This window comes from Streptomyces sp. NPDC032940 (assembly GCF_040636935.1).
In the GTDB taxonomy this organism is placed as follows: Bacteria; Actinomycetota; Actinomycetes; order Streptomycetales; family Streptomycetaceae; genus Streptomyces.
Map to the genome: position 1 here is coordinate 1 of NZ_JBEZVJ010000030.1, position 19,845 is coordinate 19,845.

The following is a 19,845-nucleotide window of genomic DNA, read 5'->3' on the forward strand; positions in this document are numbered from 1 at the left end:
CCCGCATGATCACTCCCGGGAACGCCCACGCCGACCTGTCCGCCGCATCCGCGGTTCCGCACCGCCTCGTGAGCCCGCCGGGTTCCGCCCGGTCCGCGAGCAGCAGATGCTGGACGCCGCCGTGCGCATCTTCGGGCAGCGCGGGTACATGGCGGCGTCGATGGACGAGATCGCCGAACTCGCGGGCGTGTCCAAGCCGCTGGTGTATCTCTACCTGAACTCGAAGGAAGACCTCTTCACCGCCTGCATCCGCCGGGAGGCGCGAGCGCTGACCGAGGCCGTGCGGGCCGGGGTGCGGCCGGGGCTGCCGGCCGACGGGCAACTGTGGTCGGGGCTGCGGGCGTTCTTCAGCCACACCGCCCGCCACCCCGACGCCTGGGCGGTGCTCCGCCTGCAGGCCCGCACCCACGGCGAGCGGTTCGCCGCGGAGGCCGCGGCGATGCGGGCGGAGATCGTCGCGTTCGTGACGCAGCTGATCGCCGCCGCCGCGCGGGACGCCCACCGGGATCCGGACCTGCCCGAGCGGGAGGTCGCCGGGCTCGCCGAGGCCCTGGTCGGGGCCGCCGAGTCGCTGGCCGACTGGGCGGGCGCCACCGAGGGCGTCAGCGCGAAGCAGGCGGCGGCGACCCTGATGAACTTCGCCTGGGCGGGCCTCGGCGGCCTGATGGCGGACCGGCCCTGGTCGCCCCCGGAAGAGGCGGAGGCGGTGGCTCAGGCCGCTGGGTAGGGAGTGACCTCGCCGGACAGGTGCAGTCGTCGGCCGTCGCCGCCGCGCAGCTCGAACCGTCCGCCGGCGGCCCCGTAGGTCACCGTCCCCGGCAGCAGCACGGGCGCCCGGAAGGCGGCCCGCACCGTGACCGCGTCCGGTGTGCCGTGTGCGGCGAGGCAGCGGGCGACGGTCCACATGCCGTGCGCGATGGCGCGGGGGAAGCCGAACAGGCGGGCGGTGAGCGGGTGGAGGTGGATCGGGTTGCGGTCGCCGGAGGCGGCGCCGTAACGCCGTCCGAGGTCGCCGGGCAGCCGCCACTCGGCCTGCGCGGGCAGCGGTGCCTCCTCCTCGCGCGGGGCGTCGGGGGAGGGGCGCTGTGCCCGGGTGCGGTGCCGGGCCAGGTAGGTGCTGCGGGAGTCCCACACCAGGGCGTCGCCGGCCCGCAGTTCGGTCACGACCACGGCCTCGGTGCCGCGCCGGTGCGGGTGCAGGGCGTCGATGCGCACGGCGAGGTCGTAGGTTCCGTCCGCCGGGAGCGGTGCGCGGCGGGTGAGGTCGATGGTCGTGTGGACGAGTCCGAGCAGCGGCAGCGGGAAGGCGCGGTCGCTCATCAGGCGCATGGCGAGGGGGAAGCCGAGGACGTGCGGGTATGCCGGCGGGAGTGTGTCCGTTCCCGCCGGGAAGCCGCACACCCGCTCGTAGGCGGCCGTGCGGGACGGGTCGACGCGCAGGCCGGGGACCGTCAGCCGGGTGCGGGGGAAGGCGGCGTCCGGGCGAGGACGTTTGAGGGGGGAGAGCAGGGCCCCGCGCGCGAGGAGCGGCGGGAGGGCGGGGAGGGCGGTGAGTGCCGTCGTGGGGGTGTCGGTGGTCATCACGCCCCCAGCAGGCTCTGGCCGCAGACGCGGACGACCTGGCCGTTGACGGTGCCCGAGGCCGGATGGGCCAGCCAGGCGGTGGTCTCTGCGACGTCGACGGGGAGGCCGCCCTGGGCGAGGGAGTTCATGCGGCGGCCGGCCTCGCGGATGAGGAGGGGGACGGCGGCGGTCATCCTCGTCTCGATGAAGCCCGGCGCGACCGCGTTCACCGTCACCCCGTGCTCGGCGAGGGCCCGGGGCGCGAGGGCGCGCACCAGACCGACGATGCCGGCCTTGCTCGCGCCGTAGTTGGTCTGCCCGGCGTTTCCGGCGATGCCGGCGATGGAGGCGGTGGCCACGATCGCGCCGCCCCGGTGGAGGGCGCCGGCGGCGAGGAGCGCGTCGGTGGTGCGCAGGACGCTCGCGAGGTTGACGTCGAGGACGGAACTCCACCGGTCGGCGGGCATGTTGACCAGGCGCCGGTCGCGGGTGACGCCGGCGTTGTGGACGAGGACGTCGAGGCCGCCGGGCAGGGCGGCGGCGATGCGGTCGCCCGCGTCGGCGGCGGTGATGTCGAGGGCGAGGGCGGTGCCGCCGAGGCGTTCGGCGACGTCGCGGGCGTCCTTCTCGGCCTGGGGCACGTCGAGGACGACGACGTGGGCGCCCTGTCCGGCGAGGGTCTCGGCGACGGACGCGCCGATCCCGCGGGCGGCGCCGGTGATCAGGGCGGTGCGTCCGGTGAGCGGGCGGTCCCAGTCGTCGGGGGCGGTGACCTCGCCCGGCCCGACCTCGATCACCTGGCCGCTGACGTAGGCGGAGCCGGGGGAGAGGAGGAAGCGGAGGGTCGATGCGGCGGCGTGGGCGTCGGTGAGCCGGACCAGGTTGACCGTCCTGCCCTGCCCGGTCTCCTTGCCGAGCGAGCGGGTGAAGCCCTCCAACGCCTGCTGGGCGGCGGCCTGGTGGTGGTCGGCGGCGTCGAGCGGGGCGCCGAGCACCAGGATCCGGCCGCTCGGGATGACGGACCGGACGACCGGGTGCAGGGCGGCGTGCACCTCGGCGAGCGCGTCGACGTCCCGTACGCCGGTGGCGTCGAGGACGACGGCGGCGGGGCGGCCGGTGTCGTCGGGGCCGAGGCCCGTGCCGGCGAGGACGGGCGCGAGGTCGAGGCCGGTCCTGCCGGCGGTCAGGTGCAGCAGGCCGCCGACGAGGCGCGGGGTGCCGGGCGTGCGGCGGATCAGCTCCGCGGGCCGGGGCAGGCCGAGCCTGCGGGTCAGGAAGCGGCCGGGCGCGGTGCCGGTGAAGGTCAGATAGCGGTCGGCCATGAATGGCTCCCAGCTTGCGTGAGGGACTCCGACAAATGCTTACTCTGGAGTAAGGTTACCGAAGGTAAGTCCTTGTCGTGCAGTCTTCCCGGGTGAGGAGCGGAACGAGATGAGCCCCCTGAAGCCGCCGTCGGTCCGGCGCGTCGCGGTCATCGGCGGTGCGCGTGTCCCCTTCGCCCGCTCGGACGGCCCGTACGCCACGGCCTCCAACCAGGAGATGCTCACCGCCGCGCTGGACGCGCTCGTCGAGCGGTACGGCCTGGAAGGGCCCGGCGCGGTGGGCGAGTTCGTCGCCGGCGCGGTGCTCAAGCACAGCCGCGACTTCAACCTCGCCCGCGAGACGGTCCTCGGCTCGGCGCTGGACGCCCGCACGCCCGCCTACGACGTCCAGCAGGCCTGCGGCACCGGGCTCCAGGCCGTGATCGCCGCCGCCAACAAGATCGCCCTCGGTCAGACGGAGTCGGCGGTCGCGGGTGGCGCCGACACCGCGAGCGACGCGCCGCTCGGCGTGAACGACCGGCTGCGCCGCATCCTGCTGGAGGCCCGCCGGGCGAAGTCGGCCGGCGCCCGCCTGAAGGCGCTGGCGAAGGTCCGTCCGGCGCATCTGGTCCCGGACATCCCGCGCAACGCCGAGCCGCGCACCGGCCTGTCGATGGGCGAGCACGCCGCGGTCACCGCCCGCGCCTGGGGCATCACCCGCGAGGCCCAGGACGAACTGGCGGCGACGAGCCACCGGCGCCTGGCGGCGGCGTACGAGCGCGGCTTCTTCGAGGACCTGGTGGTGCCCTTCCGGGGCCTGGAGCGCGACCAGAACCTGCGCCCCGGCTCCACGACGGAGAAACTGGCGGCGCTCAAGCCGGTGTTCGGTCTGTCCGGCCCCGGACCCACCATGACCGCGGGCAACTCGACGCCCCTGACGGACGGCGCGGCGACGGTGCTGCTGGCGAGCGAGGAGTGGGCGAGGGTACGGGGCCTGGAGCCGCTCGCATACCTGACGGCGTACGAGACGGCGGCCGTGGACTTCGCCGGCGGTGATGTCGCGGGCGGCGAGGACGGGCTGCTGATGGCGCCGGCGTACGCGGTGCCGCGCATGCTGGAGCGGGCCGGGCTCGGCATCGAGGACTTCGACCTGGTCGAGATCCACGAGGCGTTCGCGTCGCAGGTGCTGGCCACGCTGGCGGCGTGGGAGAAGCGGGGGCTGGCCCCGGTGGACCGCGCCCGGCTGAACGTGGCCGGGTCCTCCCTGGCCACCGGTCACCCCTTCGCGGCGACCGGTGCCCGGATCGTCGCGACGCTGGCCAGGCTGCTCGCCGAGCGGGAGGGACCGGGGCGCGGCCTCGTCTCCGTGTGCGCGGCGGGTGGGCAGGGGGTGACGGCCGTTCTGGAACGAACGTGACTTACCCGCCGGTAACCCCCGAGGCTGCACACGCCCGGCCCCGGACCGTCCCCGAACCCGCACCGACTCCCCACGCGAGGCCCGTACGATCCGGAGCCTGACCGCCGGTAACCCCTCGTCAGGGCCGCGTCCCCCCAGGGGCCGGCGATGAACGCCTCGGCGCGCGAGGCACGTACGTCATGCAGCTGAGCAAAGTCGCCGCTGCACGTCCCAGGAGCCGCCCGTGTCCACCCCGCTTCCCTCCTTCGCCCCCTCCGCCGCGTTCGCCGACTCGCCCGGCCCCACCCTGGTGGCGCCCGAGACGCGGCGCCTGGACGGGGCCGTGCGGGAGGCGTACGTACCGCCGTTCGCCCCGCCGGTGCGGCACGGCTCCCTCGCCGACCTGCCCTTCGAGAACGCGGCCGCGGTCCCCGACAAGGTGGTCCTCAGCCGCAGGTCCGCGGACGGGCGCTGGAGCGACGTGACGGCGGCCGCCTTCGCCGCGCAGGTGCTGGCGGTGGCCAAGGGCCTGATCTCCGAGGGCCTGATGCCGGGCGACCGGATCGCGATCATGGCCCGGACGACGTACGAGTGGACGCTGCTGGACTTCGCCGCCTGGGCCGCGGGCCTCGTCACGGTCCCCGTCTACCCGACCTCCTCGCTCTTCCAGGTCCGCTGGATCCTCCAGGACTCGGGTGCGGTCACCCTGGTCACCGAGACGGCCGCGCAGGCGGCGGCCCTCGGGCCGGAGCTGGAGCGCCTCCCGGACCTGCGGCACCTGTGGATCACGGAGAAGGGCCATGTGGACCAGCTCGCCGAGCTGGGCGCCCGGGTGCCGGACACGGAGGTGGACGTCCGCCGGGGCATGCTGAGCCCGAGCACCCTCGCCACCCTGATCTACACCTCCGGCACCACCGGCCGCCCCAAGGGCTGCGTGCTGACCCACGGCAACTTCTTCGCCGAGGTGGACAACGCCATCGAACTGCTCTACCCCGTCTTCAAGGCGCAGTCGGAGGAACCGTCGGTCCTGCTCTTCCTCCCCATGTCGCACGTCTTCGGCCGGATGGTCGCCGTGGCCTGCGTCCGCGCCCGGGTCCGCCTCGGGCACGCGCCGAGCCTGGCGCCCGAGGACCTGCTCCCGGACCTGGCCGCCTTCCGGCCGACCTGTCTGCTGACCATTCCGTACATGCTGGAGAAGGTCTTCAACGGGGCGCGCGCCAAGGCCGAGTCGGGCGGCCGGGCCACGGTCTTCGACCGCGCGGTCTCGGTGGCGGTGCGCTACGGCGAGGCCATGGAGGCCCGCCAGACCGGCGCGGGAGGCGGTCCGGGCCGTGCCCTGAGGACCGCCCGCTCCTTCTACGACCCCCTCGTCTACCGCAAGATCCGTAACGCGATGGGCGGCCGGGTCCGGCACGTCATCTGCGGCGGCTCCCCGCTCGGCCGCCGCCTGGCCGCCTTCTACGCCGGTGCCGGCATCGAGGTCTTCGAGGGCTACGGCCTCACCGAGACGACGGCCGCGGCGACCGTGACGCCTCCGCTGAAGCCGCGCCTGGGCACGGTGGGCTGGCCGCTGCCCGGCACCCGGATCCGGATCGCCGCCGACGGCGAGATCCTCGTCGCCGGCGACCAGGTCCTGCACGGCTACTGGGACCCCCAGGCGGGCGGCGTCGTCCCGGCCGCCCCCGACGGCTGGTTCCCCACCGGCGACCTCGGCAGCCTGGACGACGAGGGCTATCTGACGATCACCGGCCGCAAGAAGGAGCTGCTGATCACGGCGGGCGGCAAGAGCGTGGCCCCGGCCCCGCTGGAGAACTGGCTGCGCTCCCACCCCCTGATCTCCCAGTGCATCGTCCTGGGCGACCGCCGCCCCTACGTCAGCGCCCTGTTCACCCTCGACCTCGACGGCATCACGCACTGGCGGCGCATGAACGGCAAACACCCCGTGCCGGTGGAGCTGCTGACCGACGACGAGGAGGTCCGCGCGGTGCTCCAGCGGGCGGTCGACGAGGCCAACAAGCTGGTCTCCCGCCCGGAGTCGATCCGCCGCTTCGCCGTCCTGCCGAGGGACTTCACGGAGTGGGAGGGCCATCTGACCCCCTCGCTGAAGCTCCGGCGCGAGGCGATCATGCGCGACTTCGCCGAGGTCGTGGAGGGGCTCTACGCGGGATAGGCGGACGGCTCTACGAGGGGTAGGCGGACGCCGGCCTCAGCGGCGGGCGATCAGACACGCCTGCGGGACCTTCGCGGAGGTGTCCGCCTCCTGCACGCGCACCGTCCGCGACAGCACGGTGAACCCGGCCGCCTCCAGCAGCCCGGCCATCGCCTCCGGCCGCCGCCGCTCGAAGTCCAGGGCGACCGGGTGGCCGAAGGGCCGGTCGAGGCGGCTCGGCTCGTCGCCGACCTGGAAGGCGAGGAGCAGATGCCCGCCCGGGACCAGCACGCGCCGCACCTCCGTGAAGAGGTCCGGCAGCCGGTCCCACGGCGTGTGGATCGACGAGTACCAGGAGACCGCGCCCGCGAGCGCGCCGTCGGGCAGGTCCAGCTCCAGCATGGAGCCCTGCTCGAAGCGCAGGCCGGGGTTCTCGCGGCGGGCGATCGCGAGCATGGCGGCGGACAGGTCGAGGCCGAAGACCTTCAGGCCGAGCGAGGCGAGGTGGGCGGTGACCACACCGGGCCCGCAGCCGAGGTCGGCGACCTCTCCGTCCGGCCCCACCAGTTCGGCGAAGGCGCCCATCAGCGCCCGGTCCAGCGGAGAGTCGGCGAGCACGGAGCGGAAGCGCTCGGAGTAGTCCTCGGCGATGGCGTCGTAGAAGGTGCGGGCGGTGTCCAGGAAGCCGGTGTCGTGGGTCATGGCGGGACCCTAGGGGCCGGCACTGACAGCCGGGGCCGGCCGGCGTCCGGTTCCCGCCGCCTTCCGCGGCGGCCGGAATTCACGGGGAATTCACAGCGGGCTCCGGAAAGGGCAGGAGCCCCGTCGCCACAACGGCGCGGGGCTCCTTGGGTACTGCTGTCAATCAGACAGGAGTGACATTCTCCGCCTGCGGACCCTTGGGGCCCTGCGTGACGTCGAAAGACACCTGCTGGTTCTCCTCGAGGGACCGGAAGCCGGTCGCGTTGATCGCGGAGTAGTGGACGAAGACGTCGGGGCCGCCGCCTTCCTGGGCGATGAAACCAAAGCCCTTTTCGGCGTTGAACCACTTCACGGTTCCGGTAGCCATAAGCCCTCCTTGGGCTCAAAGGGTTGCCCTGCTCCAGAACCAGCAAGTGTGAAGACCACAACTGCTTATGTCTGAGAATGACGAGAGCCCGCGGTCACATGCTCCGCAGGCTCTGTACTGCAAGGGAAACCAAACTGCAACTTGCTGTGAGCCTAGCACGCAGCCCCCCGAGCGCAACAGAGGCCAAGATCACTTCACCCGGATGTTTGAACGGACGTGCCATTCGGCTGACGGCGGGGGGTGCCGCCGGGCGCCCGCCGGGGGAGGGCTAGCCTCGCGATGTGGACAATTCTCGCACCCGGCCGCGCGTCGGCCACATCCAGTTCCTGAACTGCATGCCTCTGTACTGGGGGCTCGCGAGAACGGGAACGCTCCTCGATTTCGAGCTGACGAAGGACACCCCGGAGAAGCTCAGCGAGCAGCTGGTGCGCGGCGATCTCGATGTCGCGCCGGTCACCCTGGTCGAGTTCCTCAAGCACGCCGACGAACTCGTCGCCTTCCCCGACATCGCCGTCGGCTGCGACGGCCCGGTCATGTCCTGCGTGATCGTCTCGCAGGTTCCGCTGGACCGGCTGGACGGCGCCCGGGTCGCCCTCGGCTCGACCTCGCGCACCTCGGTCCGGCTCGCCCAGCTGCTGCTGGCCGAGCGCTTCGGCGTCCGCCCCGACTACTACACCTGCCCGCCGGACCTGAGCGTGATGATGCAGGAGGCCGACGCGGCCGTCCTCATCGGCGACGCGGCGCTGCGCGCCAACATGATCGACGGTCCGCGCTTCGGCCTGGACGTCCACGACCTGGGCGCCCTGTGGAAGGAGTGGACGGGCCTGCCGTTCGTCTTCGCCGTCTGGGCGGCCCGCCGCGACTACGTGGACCGCGAGCCGGTCATCGCCCGCAAGGTGCACGAGGCCTTCCTCGCCTCCCGCAACCTCTCCCTGGAGGAGGTCGACAAGGTCGCCGAGCAGGCGGCGCGCTGGGAGGACTTCGACGAGAAGACCCTCGCGCAGTACTTCACGACCCTGGACTTCCGCTTCGGTACCCCGCAGCTGGAGGCCGTCGCGGAGTTCGCCCGCCGGGTCGGCCCGACGACCGGTTTCCCGGCCGACGTGAAGGTCGAACTGCTCGGGCCCTGATCGCCGCCGCGTCGGCCCACTACCCTGCTGGAAGGTTCCGGCGTACGGGGGAGGGGTGGACCGATGCGGCCGCTCGATGTCGACGAACCCACCGTCGTGGGGCCCTACCGGCTGCTCGGCCGGCTGGGCTCCGGCGGCATGGGCAGGGTCTACCTGGGCCGCAGCGCCGGCGGCCGCACGGTCGCCGTGAAGATCGTGCACCCGCACTTCGCGCTGGACGAGGAGTTCCGGGCCCGGTTCCGCCGTGAGGTCGAGGCCGCCCGCCGGGTGGGCGGTGCCTGGACCGCGCCCGTGCTCGACGCCGACCCGGAGGCGCGCGTGCCCTGGGTCGCCACCGCGTACGCGGCCGGACCCTCCCTGACCGCGGCCGTCGCGGACGGCGGCCCGCTGCCCGCCCACTCCGTACGGGCGCTCGGCGCGGGGCTCGGCGAGGCGCTGACCGCGGTGCACGAGCTGGGCCTGGTGCACCGTGACGTGAAGCCGTCCAACGTGCTGCTCACCCTCGACGGACCCCTCCTGATCGACTTCGGCATCGCCCGCGCGACCGGGGGCACCTCCCGGACGGAGTCCGGGGGAGGCACCGCCTCCCTGACCTCGACGGGCGTCTCGATCGGCTCGCCCGGCTACATGTCGCCCGAGCAGATCCTCGGCAAGGGCGTCACCGGCGCCGCCGACGTCTTCTCCCTCGGCGCGGTCCTCGCCTTCGCGGCGACCGGCCGGCCGCCCTTCCCCGGCGACTCCTCGGCCGCTCTGCTCTACCGGGTCGTCCACGAGGAGCCGGAGCTCGGCGCCCTGGACGGCGAGGTGGGCGACCTGGTCCGCGCGTGCCTGGCCAAGGACCCCGGCGGCCGGCCCGCCCCCGCCGAGGTGGCCCGACGGCTCGCCCCGGACGGCGCGGCCCGGCTGGTCGCGGGCGGCTGGCTGCCGGGGACGCTGGTGGAACAGGTCAGCCGGAGCGCCGTACAGCTGCTCAACCTGGAGGCGGCGGGGGAGGGCGGTCCGGCGTCCGAGCAGGGGTCGGGGCCGGTGGGCTTCAGCCGGCCCTCGGTGCCGGCGGACGCCGCGGGTGCGTACCCGGGCGGTGCCTTCGGGCCGCCGCCGGTCATGCCGGGGCCCTGGGCGCCGGCCGGGGCTCCCGCCTCTGCGCCCACGCCCCCGCCACCGAGCACACCCCCGTCCCCCACCGCGGTGCCAGGGCCGCGGGACGGTGACCGGAGTCCCGGAAAGCTGTCCGTCCAGGTGGCGGCGACCTCCACACGGGGGGACGGCGGGCGCGGGCGCCGGCTCAGCTGCACGGTGGCCCTCGCCGTGGCCGGTGCGCTGGCCGCGGTGACCGTCGGCTCGGTGTTCGTGTTCGACCTGCTGCCGGGCGAGCACCGGGACAGCGCCGGCGGCGGCGCCGACCACGGTTCCCACGCGCCGTCCGCCTCCGCCACGGCCCCGGGAAGCACCCAGGGCACCGTCCCGGCCGCCTACCTCGGCACCTGGGAGGGCCAGGGCCTCGCCCTCGGGGGCACCCTGCCGGCGGGCACCTTCCGCGTCACCATCAAGCGGGCCGGCGTCGGCCAGGAGCTGGGGCGGCTGAGCCAGACCGACCAGCTGGGCGGCGTCTGCGTGGACGTCCTGACGCTCAAGCAGGTGACGGACAAGCAGATCGTCGCCGCCTCGGTCGGCGCGAAGGGCAACCACAGCGGCTGCAACCAGGAGGCCACGACCGTCCGCTTCACCCCCGTCGGCGACGACCTCCGATACGCCTCCGAGAGCGCCGCGTCGGGCAGGCCCCAGGCCCGGATGTCCAAGGTCGGGTAGGAGTTCGGACGGAAGGCCGGACCGGCGGGAAGCACCACCGGCCGTGCGCCCGGCCCCCATAGGGTGTCCGCGTGCTGAGCGTCGATGTGCTGGTCCTCCTCGTCGCCGTGCTCTGGGGCGCCGCGGCGGGCGCGCTGCTGCCGCGGGCGGCCTACCGTTTCTCCGCGCCCCCGGGGGAGGCGTGGCGCGACGCGTGCCCGGCCGCGCACCCGGTGCGGGGATGGCTCGGGCCGGCCCGGTGCGGGCAGTGTGCGTCCGCGGTGCGGGAGGGGCCGGTCGCGGCGGCGTACGGCCCCGGTGCCGCCGTTCCCGCCGTCCTCACCGCCCTGGCCTGCGTCTCCCTCGCCGCCGCCACCGGGACCCGGCCCGAGCTGGCCGTCTGGCTGCTGCTGGCGCCGGCCGGCGTGCTGCTGGCCGTCGTCGACGTGCGGGTGCGGCGGCTGCCCGACCCCCTGACCCTCCCGCTCGCCGGCACCGCGCTCGCCCTGCTCGGCGTCACCGCGCTCGTGCCCGAGCACGCCGGCAGGTGGACCACCGCCCTGCTGGGCAGCCTCGCGCTGGGCGCCGGCTACTTCGTGCTCCATCTCATCAACCCCGCCGGCATGGCCTTCGGCGACGTCAAGCTCGCGCTGGGCGCCGGTGCCGTCCTCGGCTGGTACGGCTGGCCCACGCTGATGCTGGGCACCTTCGCCGGGTTCCTGCTCGGCGCGCTGTACGGGGGCGTCCTCGTCGTCGCCGGGCGGGCCGGGCGCGGGACGGCCATCGCCTTCGGCCCGTTCCTGCTCGCGGGCGCCTTCCTCGGCGTCCTCGCGGGCGCGTACGCGGCCTGAGCGCGGCCGGGGAAAAGGGCTGGCGTAGGCTGGTCAAGTCCGTCCACAACCCTGCCGAAAGGGACGCCGGTGACCGAGAAGGCCGACCTTCAGATCGTCCTCGACCGTGCCGCCGCCGGTGGGCGGATCACCCCCGAAGAGGCCCTCGTCCTCTACCGCGACGCCCCCCTGCACGCGCTGGGCGCCGCCGCCGACGCCGTCCGCAGGCGCCGGTACGCGGGCACCGAGCACATCGCGACGTACATCATCGAGCGGAACATCAACTACACGAACGTGTGCGTCACGGCGTGCAAGTTCTGCGCGTTCTACGCGGCCCCCAAGGACACGAAGAAGGGCTGGACCCGCGACCTCGACGACATCCTGCGCCGCTGCGCGGAGACCGTCGAGCTGGGCGGCACGCAGATCATGTTCCAGGGCGGCCACCACCCGGACTACGGCGTGGAGTACTACGAGAAGCACTTCGCCGCCATCAAGAAGGAGTTCCCCGAGCTCGTCATCCACAGCCTGGGGGCGAGCGAGGTCGAGCACATGGCGCGGATCTCGAAGGTGTCGGTCGAGGAGGCCATCACCCGGATCCACGCGGCCGGGCTCGACTCCTTCGCCGGCGCCGGCGCCGAGCTGCTGCCCGAGCGGCCGCGCAAGGCGATCGCCCCGCTGAAGGAGTCCGGCGAACGCTGGCTGGAGATCATGGAGATCGCGCACGGGCTGGGCGTCGAGTCGACGTCCACCATGCTGATGGGCACCGGCGAGACCAACGCCGAGCGCATCGAGCACCTGCGCATGATCCGGGACGTGCAGGACCGCACCGGCGGCTTCCGCGCCTTCATCCCGTACACCTACCAGCCCGAGAACAACCACCTGAAGGGCCGCACGCAGGCCACGCTCTTCGAGTACCTGCGGATGATCGCCATCGCCCGGGTGTTCCTCGACAACGTCGCCCACATCCAGGGCTCATGGCTGACCACCGGCAAGGAGGTCGGCCAGCTCTCCCTGCACTACGGCGCCGACGACCTCGGCTCGATCATGCTCGAGGAGAACGTGGTGTCGTCGGCCGGCGCCAAGCACCGCTCCAACCGGCTCGAGATCATCGACCTGATCCGCAAGGCGGGGCGCGTCCCGGCGCAGCGCGCCACGACGTACGAGCACCTCGTCGTGCACGACGACCCGGCGAACGACCCCGTCGACGAGCGGGTCGTCTCCCACATCTCGTCCACGGCCATCGAGGGCGGCACGGCCCACCCCGAGCTGAAGCTCCTCGCCTCCAACTGACGCCGCCGTGCTGACGATCCACGCCTGCGAAGCCTCGCCCGAGGCGGCCGTCCTGGTCGACGGCGCTCAACTCGCCGCCGTCGGCCCGTACGAGGAACTGGCCGCCGGTCATCCCCGGGCGCGGGTGCGCCGGTGGCCCGGCATCCTGACGCCCGGACTGCTCAACCCTTACGGCCCCGAACTGCTGGAGCAGGCGTACCACCCCGACCCGCGCGAAGCGGACCGGCTCGGCACCGAGCCGGTCTTCGGCGAGCGCGCGCGGGCACTCCTCGACGGCCACCCGTCCGCGCGGGGCGCCAGTGCCCGCCGCGGGGTGCAGCGGATGCTGGCGCACGGCACGGTCGCCGTCGCCGGTGAACTGCGCAGCCGCGCGGCCCTGGACGCGGTGCGCGGTGCCGGGCTGGCCCTGGCGGGGCGTCCGGCCTCCCTGCCCGGGCCCGCGTCGTTCTCCCCGGTGCCGCTCGTGCTGCTTCCCGGGCTCGCTCCCGGGAAGCCTGCGCGGTTCGCGGTGTTCGACGTGCCCGACCGGGCCGCGCTCGTGCGGGACGGCGCGTCCACGTGCGTGGCGACCGTCGTCGCGGGCCGCCTCGTGTACCGGCGGCGCTGAGCGCGCTATCCCGCGAACGCCCTCGCGAAGGCGCCGCTCTCCTGCTCCACCCCGCTGCAGCTGGTCAGTGCGTCGTCCGCGGAGGCGTCCTCCCCGCACTGCCGGTCCCGGAACGTCGCCCACATCGACACCCAGGCGATGCCGTTCCGCTCGGCGAAGGAGCGGACCTCCGCGGCGTCCGCGAGGGTGAAGGTCTCGCCGGCGACGTCGTTGACGCCCAGCATCGAGGTGAGCGCCATGCCCCGCCAGGCGTCCGCGTCCGATGTCCCGAAGACCTCCTTCAGCTGGGTGTGCGCGGCCTTCGCCGCCGTGAGGGCGTACCCGCCCATGTCGCCGGAGTAGGACTCGCCGTAGTTCATGGTCATGAGGTTGACCGTGGAGACCTGCACACCGTGGTCGTTGGCGGACGCCAGCAGCGCGAGGGAGTCGGCGTCCAGGCCCGAGGGCATCACCGGGAGCGTGAAGGAGACCTCCAGGTCGCTGCGCTCCTTCTGGAGCAGCGCGATCGCCTCGGAGCGCAGGGCCGCCGAGTCGGTGTCGGTCAGCTCGTCACCCTCGATGTCGAAGTCCGCCCGCGTGGCGCCCGCCGCGTCCAGGGCCGCGCCGTACGCCTTCGCCAGCGCGGCGGCGCTGTCGCAGGTGGCCGCCAGCTCCTCGCCGGAGGCGCCGCCGAAGGAGACCCGGACGGCGGCGCCGGACTCCGTCAGCTTCGCGATGCGGGCGGCGACCGAGGCGTCGCCGATCTCCTGGACGCCGTTCCAGCGCGGCTCGCAGCCGTCGCCGGAGGCGATGACGAACGCCAGGTTGTACGTCGCCGGGGAGCCCGCCGTGTCGTCGGCGGAGGCCGTGGTGGCGCTGACGTAGGGGGCGTAGGCGGTGCCCTGCGCGGATGCGGACGGTGTGGTGGTGGCCGACGGCGCCGTACCGGCCGCGTCGGTCGTACCGTCCTGCCCGGAACAGCCGGCGCCGGCCAGGGCCAGCAACAGGGCGCACCCGGCGGCCGCCTTCCGGTAAGCCCTCATGTGCGCACGCTCCCGTTCTCGTCGTCGGACGAGTGAATGTCTCACGGGCGGCTGGGGCTTTCCTGAGAGAAGTCCGAGCTTTTGCGGAGTTTCCCAGGGGACGGACAGGTTGCGCCCGGTTTCTTCGCGGACTCACAGAGAAGCCCCAGGACGCGACAGGCAAGGCTCCCTAACGTCCGGGGAATGCATTCCGAGCCTGCCTTCGAAAGCCGCGCCGCCCTGGGCGGAACGCCCGCGCGCGGTCGCCGCCGTAAACGCGGCAACGGGTCCGCCGAAGGGCCCGTGTTCGTCGACAACTCCGGACGCCGGGCCCGGCTGCTGCGCCGGCTGGGGCTCCTCCTCGGAGCCGTCTGCGTCGGCTACGCGGCCGTACTGGGCCTGGCCTTCATGGGCATCGGCACCTCGGTCAACCCGTCCTCGCTGCTGCCCTTCGGGGGCGGCCAGGACGGCCAGGGCCCGGGAGGCGGCGCGCGTCCGCAGGGCGGCCTCGCCCCCACGGGCGCCCCGCCGGGCGGCACCCCCGCCGGCGCCCCAGGCGCCACCCCGACCACCACCCCCACCACCCCCACCTCCGGCGCCTCCGCCGCCACCGACTGACCGGGACGCCGCCACCGCCATGACCACGACCACCCCGCCCACCCCCTCCCCGTCCCCACGGGGCCGTCGCAGGGCGCCCACCCGGATCGAGCGGGCCGCCGGCCGGGCCGCCGCCCTGCAACGGCCGCGGGTGCTCCTCGCCCTGCTGCTCCTGCTGGCGCTGACCTGCGTGATGCTGCTCGACGGCTATCTGCGCGCGGAGGTCGGCGGCGACCAGCGCGTGCGCACCGGGGCGAGCTCCAGCGACGTACCGGACGAGGTCCTCGACGGCGGGCCCGTCCTCACCTTCCCCGGCGGGCAGGCCACCACGGTCTCCGTCCCGGACAAGACGATCGCGCTGACCTTCGACGACGGCCCCGACCCGACCTGGACTCCGCAGGTGCTGGAGATCCTCGAGAAGTACGACGTGCCCGGCACGTTCTTCCTGGTCGGCTCCATGGTCGCGCGCTACCCGGACATCGTGGAGGACATGGTCGAGCAGGGCAACGAGGTGGGGGTCCACACCTTCACCCACATCGACCTGTCCTACCAGAGCGAGTCCCGCATCACGCGCGAGATCGAGCAGACCCAGCTCGCGCTCGCGGGGGCGGCCGGCATCACCACCACGCTGTTCCGCGCGCCGTACTCCTCCCAGACCGACGCCATCGACAACTACAGCTGGCCCGTCTACGAGAAGCTCGGCGAGGACGGCTACACCAGCGTTTTCATCGACACCGACAGCGACGACTGGAAACGGCCCGGCGTCTCGAAGATCGTCGACTGGGCCACGCCGGACGACGACGAGGGCGCCTCCGTCCTCTTCCACGACGCGGGCGGGGAGCGGTCGCAGACCATCGAGGCGCTGCCGAAGTACATCGAGAAGATGAAGGCGAAGGGCTACACCTTCACCACCATCAGTGGAGTCATGGCCGGGCAGCAGGCCTCCGGAGGTCCCGGCGGTATCGGTGCCCAGGCCTCCGGCGCCGAGGGCGGCGGGCTCCAGGCCGCCCACCACCGGGCCACCGGCGCGACCCTCTACGAGGGCAAGGCGCTCGTCGCGGCCGTCGCCGTCGCCGAGTGGACCGTGCCGGCGCTCTCGGTCGGGCTCATGGTCGTGGGCGTCGCCGTGATGGGCCGCTTCGGGATGATGCTGATCCTCGCCCGCCGCCACCACCGCCTGCGCAACGGACGGCGCTTCGGCTGGGGCCCGCCCGTCACCGGGCCGGTGAGCGTGATCGTCCCGGCGTACAACGAGAAGGAGTGCATCGAGAACACCCTCAGATCGCTGGCGGCGAGCACCCACCCGATCGAGATCGTCGTCGTGGACGACGGGTCGACGGACGGCACGGCCGAGCTCGCCGAGTCCCTCGGCCTGCCCAACGTCCGGGTCGTCCGGCAGGCCAACGCCGGCAAGCCCGCCGCCCTCAACAACGGCGTCCGGCACGCCCGGTACGACATCGTCGTGATGATGGACGGCGACACCGTCTTCGAGCCGGACACGGTACGGCACCTCGTGCAGCCCTTCGCCGACCCCGGCGTCGGCGCGGTCGCGGGCAACGCAAAGGTCGGCAACCGGCGCACCCTCATCGGCGTCTGGCAGCACATCGAGTACGTGATGGGCTTCAACCTCGACCGGCGCATGTACGACCTGCTGCGCTGCATGCCGACCATCCCCGGCGCGATCGGCGCCTTCCGGCGGGACGCGGTGCTGGAGGTGGGCGGCATGAGCGAGGACACGCTCGCCGAGGACACCGACATCACCATCGCCCTGCACCGCGCCGGGTGGCGGGTCGTCTACCAGGAGCACGCGCGTGCCTGGACCGAGGCGCCGGGCTCGCTCAAGCAGCTCTGGTCGCAGCGCTACCGCTGGTCCTACGGCACCATGCAGGCCCTGTGGAAGCACCGCGGGTCGCTGACGGACCGAGGGCCCTCGGGGCGCTTCGGCCGGGTCGGCATGCCGCTGGTCGTCCTCTTCCAGGTGGTCACGCCGGTCTTCGCCCCGCTCATCGACGTCTTCACCGTCTACTCGATGATCTTCGTCGACTTCCGGGCGGCGCTGCTCGCCTGGCTGGCGGTGCTGGGCGTCCAGCTGCTGTGCGCGGCCTACGCCTTCCGGCTCGACCGGGAGAAGTACCGGTACCTGCTGATGATGCCGCTCCAGCAGCTGGCGTACCGGCAGATGATGTACCTGGTCCTCATCCACTCCTGCGTCACCGCCCTCACCGGCGGCCGGCTGCGCTGGCAGAAACTCAAGCGGACGGGCGAGGTGGGGACACCGGCGGGGAACGGGTGATGGGGGCGCACAGCAAGGGCGCCGTGCGCGCCGCGCGCGTGGAGGCCGGTGCCCCGGAGCGGGACCGCTACTTCGACACCCTGCGCGCCGTCGCCCTGGTCCGGGTCGTCGCGTACCACGCCTTCGGCTGGCCCTGGGCCGGGCTGGTGCTGCCCTCCATGGGCATCATGTTCGGCCTGGCCGGCACCCTGATGGCCCGGTCGCTGCGGCGCCCGGCCCCGGCGGTGATCCGCGGCCGGCTGCGGCGCCTGCTGCCACCGTTCTGGTGCTGGGGCCTGTTCGTGACCGGCGCGATGCTGGTGCACGGCTGGATGCCGGGGTGGCAGGCCGTCTACTGGATCGTGCCGCTCGGCGACCCGCCGGGCAACGCGTGGGGCGAGCAGGCCTGGGAGATCCTCTGGTACCTGCGGACCTATCTGTGGTTCGTCCTCCTGTCGCCGCTGCTGCTGCGGGTGTTCCGGGCGGCACCCCTGCCCGTCCTGGTCCTGTCGCTCGTCCCCGCCGTCGCGCTCCGGTACCTCTGGCAGCCGCCGGACGACCGCTTCGGCAGCGCCCTGACCGACCTCGCCACGTTCCTCTTCTGCTGGCTGCTCGGCTTCGCGCACCACGAGGGGGTGCTGGCACGGCTGAGGCCGGCCGCCGTCGCCCTGCCGGCGCTCGCCGCGCTGGCGTACGGCGGGTGGTACGCGTTCGCGCACCAGGGCGAGTACGGCACCTACGACCTCGACGACATCCCCCTCGCCCAGACCTTCTGGTCGGCGGGATTCGTGACGCTGCTGATGTACACGAAGGCGCGGTTCGGCGTCGGCTTCGCCGGACTGGCCCGCTTCCGGCGCCTGGACCGGCTGGTGACCGTATTCAACGCCCGCGCGGTGACGGTCTACCTCTGGCACGAACTCGCCCTCGTCCTCGCGGTGCCGCTGATCGACCGCTTCTGGGACGTCCCCGCCTTCGAGGCGCATCTGCCGCTGGACAGCCAGTGGTTCCTGCTGGGCGTCGGCTGGGTCCTGATCGCGGTGTTCGTCGTCCTCTTCGGCTGGGTGGAGGATGTCGCCGCGCGGAAGAGGCCGCGGCTGGTGCCGTGACCCGGCCCTGCAACAATGGGCCCGTGACCCGCGCTTCCCTGAACAAGCAGCCGCACGAAGTCGCCTCGATGTTCGACCACGTCGCGGAACGGTACGACCTGACGAACACCGTGCTCTCGCTCGGCCAGGACCGGGCGTGGCGCAAGGAGGTCGCCAGAGCCGTCGACGCCCGGCCCGCGCAGAAGGTCCTCGACCTGGCCGCCGGCACCGCGACCTCGTCCCAGCCCTTCGCCCGCGCCGGCGCCTACGTGGTGCCCTGCGACTTCTCCCTGGGCATGCTCCAGGTGGGCAAGCAGCGGCACGCGTGGATGCCGTTCACCGCGGGCGACGCGACGCGGCTGCCGTTCCGGGACGACGTGTTCGACGCCGTCACCATCTCCTTCGGCCTGCGCAACGTGCAGGACACGGACGCGGCGCTGCGCGAGATGTACCGGGTGACGCGGCCCGGCGGCCGGGTGGTGATCTGCGAGTTCTCGCACCCGACCTGGGCGCCCTTCCGCACCGTGTACACCGAGTACCTGATGCGCGCCCTGCCGCCGGTGGCCCGCGCGGTGTCGTCCAACCCGGACGCCTACGTCTACCTCGCGGAGTCCATCCGTGCCTGGCCCGACCAGGCGGCCCTGGCGGAGCGGCTGCGCAAGGCCGGCTGGTCGAGGGTGGCGCACCGGAACCTGACGGGCGGCGTCGTGGCGCTGCACCGGGGCTTCAAGGAGAGCTGAGCCTCACCCGCCCGGGGCCCGCGCCCTCAGGGGCGGCCGAGCAGCACCGCCCGGGGCGGCCCGGCCGGCTCGGCCAGCTCCCGCCGGAGCCCGCCGGGCGGCGGGTCCGGCACGCGCGGCTCGCGGATGCCCCCGCCGCCCTCGCCCTCCCCGAAGTCGCACCACACGTACACCCTCGAACCGCGCGGCACCAGGGCCCCGGGCGGCGGATACTGGCGTACGACGTGGTCGACGACGGCGAGGCGCAGGTCGGGCCGGTCCGGTGAGGTGAGGGAGAGGCCCTCTCCCCGCGCCACCTCGTCCGCGTCCACGGTCATCAGGCCGACCAGGCGCGGCACGCACACGTCGGATGTCTTCGAAGTCAGGCGCACGGGCCTCACCTCCAGCGGTACGGGCACGGTAACTCCGCCGCGCACCGCCCGGAAGACGTCACGTCACCGACCGCGGCAGACCGTCCCCGGCGTCAGAGCCGGAGCCGGTAGCAGTGCCCCTGCTGCTCCTGCGTCGGGATCGTGAAGACCTCGGCGAGGCGCATCCCCAGCCGCTCGGTGACCGCGATGGAGCGCGCGTTGCGGGCGTTGACCATCGCCACCACCTCCGGCACGCCCGCCGAGCGCACCCGCTCCAGGGTCTGCCGGGCCGCCGCCGTGACGTACCCCTTGCCCCAGTGCTCCCGACCGAGCCGCCAGCCGATCTCGATCTCGCCCTTCGGGCCCCAGTCGCCCGGCCACGGCTGGGCGCCGGTGAAGCCGATGACCCGCCCGGACTCGTCCACCATGGTCCACAGGCAGAAGCCGTGCTCGGCGTCGTGCCGGCGCTGGCGGGCGGTGAGTTCCTCGTAGACGGACAGTTCCGCGGGCCTCCCGCCGTGGAACTCCATGACGTCCGGGTCGGCGAAGACCCGGTGCCAGGCGACGGCGTCCTCGTCGGTGGGGACGCGCAGCCGTACGACAGGCAGAGCTCGGTTCACGGGGCAGCCCTTCAGCCGGGTGATCGGTGACGCTGAATAGACTGCCCATGTCCAGTG

Annotated in this window: 19 protein-coding genes; 12 read left to right on the forward strand and 7 right to left on the reverse strand. The window is 73.6% G+C overall.

All coding sequences use genetic code 11. The annotated features are described in order from the left end of the window. Positions 1-106 precede the first annotated feature (106 nt). Entirely contained in the window at positions 107-727 is a 621-nt protein-coding gene (locus tag AB0E77_RS28245) for a TetR/AcrR family transcriptional regulator (protein ID WP_361575999.1), read from the forward strand. Here the strand turns inward: AB0E77_RS28245 and AB0E77_RS28250 are convergent. Together AB0E77_RS28250 and AB0E77_RS28255 are read right to left on the reverse strand one after the other, a co-directional pair. Next, entirely contained in the window at positions 712-1,581 is an 870-nt protein-coding gene (locus AB0E77_RS28250; protein WP_361575827.1) for a MaoC/PaaZ C-terminal domain-containing protein, read from the reverse strand. The two genes, AB0E77_RS28245 and AB0E77_RS28250, sit on opposite strands and share 16 nt — an antisense overlap. Beyond that, positions 1,581-2,885: a 3-oxoacyl-ACP reductase gene (locus tag AB0E77_RS28255; RefSeq protein ID WP_361575830.1), complete on the reverse strand. Its 1,305-nt coding sequence runs from the start codon at positions 2,883-2,885 to the stop codon at positions 1,581-1,583. Before AB0E77_RS28255 ends, AB0E77_RS28250 begins: the two co-directional genes overlap by 1 nt. Before the next feature lie 109 nt (positions 2,886-2,994). Here AB0E77_RS28255 and AB0E77_RS28260 point away from each other — a divergent pair, with 109 nt between their 5' ends. Both AB0E77_RS28260 and AB0E77_RS28265 read left to right on the forward strand, forming a co-directional pair. After that, positions 2,995-4,281 carry an acetyl-CoA C-acetyltransferase gene (locus tag AB0E77_RS28260; RefSeq protein ID WP_361575833.1) on the forward strand — a complete coding sequence of 429 codons (1,287 nt, stop codon included), beginning with the start codon at positions 2,995-2,997 and terminating at the stop codon, positions 4,279-4,281. Positions 4,282-4,504: 223 nt separating this feature from the next. After that, the gene (locus AB0E77_RS28265; RefSeq protein ID WP_361575836.1) at positions 4,505-6,430 is read left to right on the forward strand and encodes an AMP-binding protein; all 1,926 of its coding nucleotides are present in this window, start codon (positions 4,505-4,507) and stop codon (positions 6,428-6,430) included. Between the two features lie 36 nt (positions 6,431-6,466). Here the strand turns inward: AB0E77_RS28265 and AB0E77_RS28270 are convergent, their stop codons facing one another. Beyond that, entirely contained in the window at positions 6,467-7,111 is a 645-nt protein-coding gene (locus AB0E77_RS28270) for a methyltransferase domain-containing protein (RefSeq protein WP_361575839.1), read from the reverse strand. A gap of 163 nt (positions 7,112-7,274) precedes the next feature. Beyond that, positions 7,275-7,478, reverse strand: coding sequence for a cold-shock protein (locus AB0E77_RS28275; RefSeq protein WP_004984723.1), 204 nt, complete (start codon positions 7,476-7,478; stop codon positions 7,275-7,277). 281 nt (positions 7,479-7,759) lie between these two features. Here AB0E77_RS28275 and AB0E77_RS28280 point away from each other — a divergent pair, with 281 nt between their 5' ends. The 5 genes from AB0E77_RS28280 (at position 7,760) to AB0E77_RS28300 (ending at position 13,123) form a co-directional block, all read left to right on the forward strand. Then, the gene (locus AB0E77_RS28280) at positions 7,760-8,608 is read left to right on the forward strand and encodes a menaquinone biosynthesis protein (RefSeq protein WP_361575842.1); all 849 of its coding nucleotides are present in this window, start codon (positions 7,760-7,762) and stop codon (positions 8,606-8,608) included. Positions 8,609-8,671: 63 nt separating this feature from the next. Then, positions 8,672-10,417: a serine/threonine-protein kinase gene (locus AB0E77_RS28285; protein WP_361575845.1), complete on the forward strand. Its 1,746-nt coding sequence runs from the start codon at positions 8,672-8,674 to the stop codon at positions 10,415-10,417. A gap of 74 nt (positions 10,418-10,491) precedes the next feature. Beyond that, a complete protein-coding gene (locus AB0E77_RS28290) occupies positions 10,492-11,247 on the forward strand; it encodes an A24 family peptidase (RefSeq protein WP_361576002.1) in 756 nt (251 codons plus the stop codon). A gap of 69 nt (positions 11,248-11,316) precedes the next feature. Beyond that, entirely contained in the window at positions 11,317-12,516 is a 1,200-nt protein-coding gene (gene mqnC / locus AB0E77_RS28295; protein WP_361575848.1) for a cyclic dehypoxanthinyl futalosine synthase, read from the forward strand. Positions 12,517-12,523: 7 nt separating this feature from the next. Then, positions 12,524-13,123 (forward strand): hypothetical protein, encoded by a 600-nt coding sequence (locus tag AB0E77_RS28300; protein WP_361575850.1) that lies wholly within the window; start codon positions 12,524-12,526, stop codon positions 13,121-13,123. A 5-nt stretch (positions 13,124-13,128) separates the two neighbouring features. On the opposite strand, the gene AB0E77_RS28305 is transcribed toward AB0E77_RS28300, so the two are convergent. Beyond that, on the reverse strand, positions 13,129-14,145 hold the full coding sequence (locus tag AB0E77_RS28305; RefSeq protein WP_361575853.1) for a chitinase: 1,017 nt from the start codon (positions 14,143-14,145) through the stop codon (positions 13,129-13,131). Positions 14,146-14,328: 183 nt separating this feature from the next. Here AB0E77_RS28305 and AB0E77_RS28310 point away from each other — a divergent pair, with 183 nt between their 5' ends. The 4 genes from AB0E77_RS28310 to AB0E77_RS28325 are packed head-to-tail and all read left to right on the forward strand — an operon-like array spanning position 14,329 to position 18,818. Next, positions 14,329-14,742, forward strand: a complete 414-nt coding sequence (locus tag AB0E77_RS28310; RefSeq protein WP_361575856.1) for a hypothetical protein — start codon at positions 14,329-14,331, stop codon at positions 14,740-14,742. A gap of 19 nt (positions 14,743-14,761) precedes the next feature. Next, positions 14,762-17,014, forward strand: coding sequence for a bifunctional polysaccharide deacetylase/glycosyltransferase family 2 protein (locus AB0E77_RS28315; protein ID WP_361575859.1), 2,253 nt, complete (start codon positions 14,762-14,764; stop codon positions 17,012-17,014). Continuing rightward, positions 17,014-18,099 (forward strand): acyltransferase, encoded by a 1,086-nt coding sequence (locus AB0E77_RS28320; RefSeq protein ID WP_361575862.1) that lies wholly within the window; start codon positions 17,014-17,016, stop codon positions 18,097-18,099. Before AB0E77_RS28315 ends, AB0E77_RS28320 begins: the two co-directional genes overlap by 1 nt. Positions 18,100-18,122: 23 nt before the next feature. Next, on the forward strand, positions 18,123-18,818 hold the full coding sequence (locus AB0E77_RS28325) for a demethylmenaquinone methyltransferase (protein ID WP_361575865.1): 696 nt from the start codon (positions 18,123-18,125) through the stop codon (positions 18,816-18,818). Between the two features lie 26 nt (positions 18,819-18,844). Here AB0E77_RS28325 and AB0E77_RS28330 read toward each other — a convergent pair whose 3' ends face one another. Together AB0E77_RS28330 and AB0E77_RS28335 are read right to left on the reverse strand one after the other, a co-directional pair. Further along, positions 18,845-19,198 carry a PASTA domain-containing protein gene (locus AB0E77_RS28330; protein ID WP_361576005.1) on the reverse strand — a complete coding sequence of 118 codons (354 nt, stop codon included), beginning with the start codon at positions 19,196-19,198 and terminating at the stop codon, positions 18,845-18,847. 83 nt (positions 19,199-19,281) lie between these two features. Beyond that, positions 19,282-19,788, reverse strand: coding sequence for a GNAT family N-acetyltransferase (locus AB0E77_RS28335; RefSeq protein ID WP_361575868.1), 507 nt, complete (start codon positions 19,786-19,788; stop codon positions 19,282-19,284). Between the last annotated feature and the right edge of the window lie 57 nt (positions 19,789-19,845).

What these genes read in the sequence shown, in the direction of transcription:
- AB0E77_RS28275 (WP_004984723.1), bottom strand. Translation starts at nt 7,478, where the DNA reads ATGGCTACCGGAACCGTGAAGTGGTTCAACGCCGAAAAGGGCTTTGGT.
- AB0E77_RS28305 (WP_361575853.1), bottom strand. Translation starts at nt 14,145, where the DNA reads ATGAGGGCTTACCGGAAGGCGGCCGCCGGGTGCGCCCTGTTGCTGGCC.
- AB0E77_RS28315 (WP_361575859.1), top strand. Translation starts at nt 14,762, where the DNA reads ATGACCACGACCACCCCGCCCACCCCCTCCCCGTCCCCACGGGGCCGT.
- AB0E77_RS28270 (WP_361575839.1), bottom strand. Translation starts at nt 7,111, where the DNA reads ATGACCCACGACACCGGCTTCCTGGACACCGCCCGCACCTTCTACGAC.
- AB0E77_RS28255 (WP_361575830.1), bottom strand. Translation starts at nt 2,885, where the DNA reads ATGGCCGACCGCTATCTGACCTTCACCGGCACCGCGCCCGGCCGCTTC.
- AB0E77_RS28285 (WP_361575845.1), top strand. Translation starts at nt 8,672, where the DNA reads ATGCGGCCGCTCGATGTCGACGAACCCACCGTCGTGGGGCCCTACCGG.
- AB0E77_RS28250 (WP_361575827.1), bottom strand. Translation starts at nt 1,581, where the DNA reads ATGACCACCGACACCCCCACGACGGCACTCACCGCCCTCCCCGCCCTC.
- AB0E77_RS28245 (WP_361575999.1), top strand. Translation starts at nt 107, where the DNA reads ATGCTGGACGCCGCCGTGCGCATCTTCGGGCAGCGCGGGTACATGGCG.
- AB0E77_RS28320 (WP_361575862.1), top strand. Translation starts at nt 17,014, where the DNA reads ATGGGGGCGCACAGCAAGGGCGCCGTGCGCGCCGCGCGCGTGGAGGCC.
- AB0E77_RS28310 (WP_361575856.1), top strand. Translation starts at nt 14,329, where the DNA reads ATGCATTCCGAGCCTGCCTTCGAAAGCCGCGCCGCCCTGGGCGGAACG.
- AB0E77_RS28260 (WP_361575833.1), top strand. Translation starts at nt 2,995, where the DNA reads ATGAGCCCCCTGAAGCCGCCGTCGGTCCGGCGCGTCGCGGTCATCGGC.